The sequence below is a fragment of the Bradyrhizobium sp. CCBAU 45394 genome, assembly GCF_028128655.1.
Classification (GTDB): Bacteria; Pseudomonadota; Alphaproteobacteria; order Rhizobiales; family Xanthobacteraceae; genus Bradyrhizobium; species Bradyrhizobium diazoefficiens.
The window spans coordinates 1-656 of sequence record NZ_LBIX01000057.1 but is presented as its reverse complement, the minus strand read 5'-3'; the positions used below and the strand labels follow the sequence as shown (position 1 = coordinate 656).

The following is a 656-nucleotide window of genomic DNA, read 5'->3' as shown; positions in this document are numbered from 1 at the left end:
GGTGCTTCGCCGGCGCCATCTCCAAAGGACTCGATGCAGCGACTTGCGGGCTTGGCGGCTCAATCTCCGCCGGTTTTGACCCGTCGGACGAACCCAGAATGTACAGGAGGCCGGCGACCAACATGAGACCTGCGCACAGCACCGCCAGACCAGCAGTCACCACGTCGCGATAGTCGTCCATGTTCGTCGTTCTTGGCGGGTTCTACATTCGCTGACGCCTCAATCCGCAGTCAGCTCCGGAGCGAGGGCGATGAATGGAAGATCTCTTTCCAATTAACTGGTCGAGCCAAATCCGCCGTTCAAGACCGCGGTTGGCAGTCAGACGGCCGGAGTGACAAAAATTTTTAAAAGACCTCTTGAACGGCCGTTTTTCGGATCCTAGGTCGTTTTCGCCCGGGGGCCGGTTGCCCGGACCCGGTTTTTGGACATCGCTGAACTGACATGGAGGATGTGTATGCATTTCCGCCCGCTGCACGACCGCGTGCTTGTGCGCCGCATTGATGCCGAGGAAAAGACCGCCGGCGGCATCATCATTCCCGACACCGCAAAGGAGAAGCCGCAGGAAGGCGAGATCATCGCCGCGGGCTCCGGTGGCAGAAACGAGCAAGGCCAGTTGATCCCGATCGATGTCAAGCCGGGAGACCGCGTTTTGTTCG

At 59.5% G+C, this 656-nt stretch carries 2 protein-coding genes; one reads left to right on the top strand and one right to left on the bottom strand.

Translation table 11 applies throughout. The annotated features are described in order from the left end of the window. Window positions 1-181 (bottom strand): hypothetical protein (locus tag WN73_RS11660; RefSeq protein WP_271552850.1); only part of this gene is annotated, 181 nt, incomplete at its 3' end. Between the two features lie 273 nt (window positions 182-454). Between WN73_RS11660 and WN73_RS11655 the strand changes: the two genes are divergently transcribed. Beyond that, a partial coding sequence (locus WN73_RS11655; RefSeq protein WP_271552851.1) for a co-chaperone GroES occupies window positions 455-656 on the top strand: 202 nt, incomplete at its 3' end.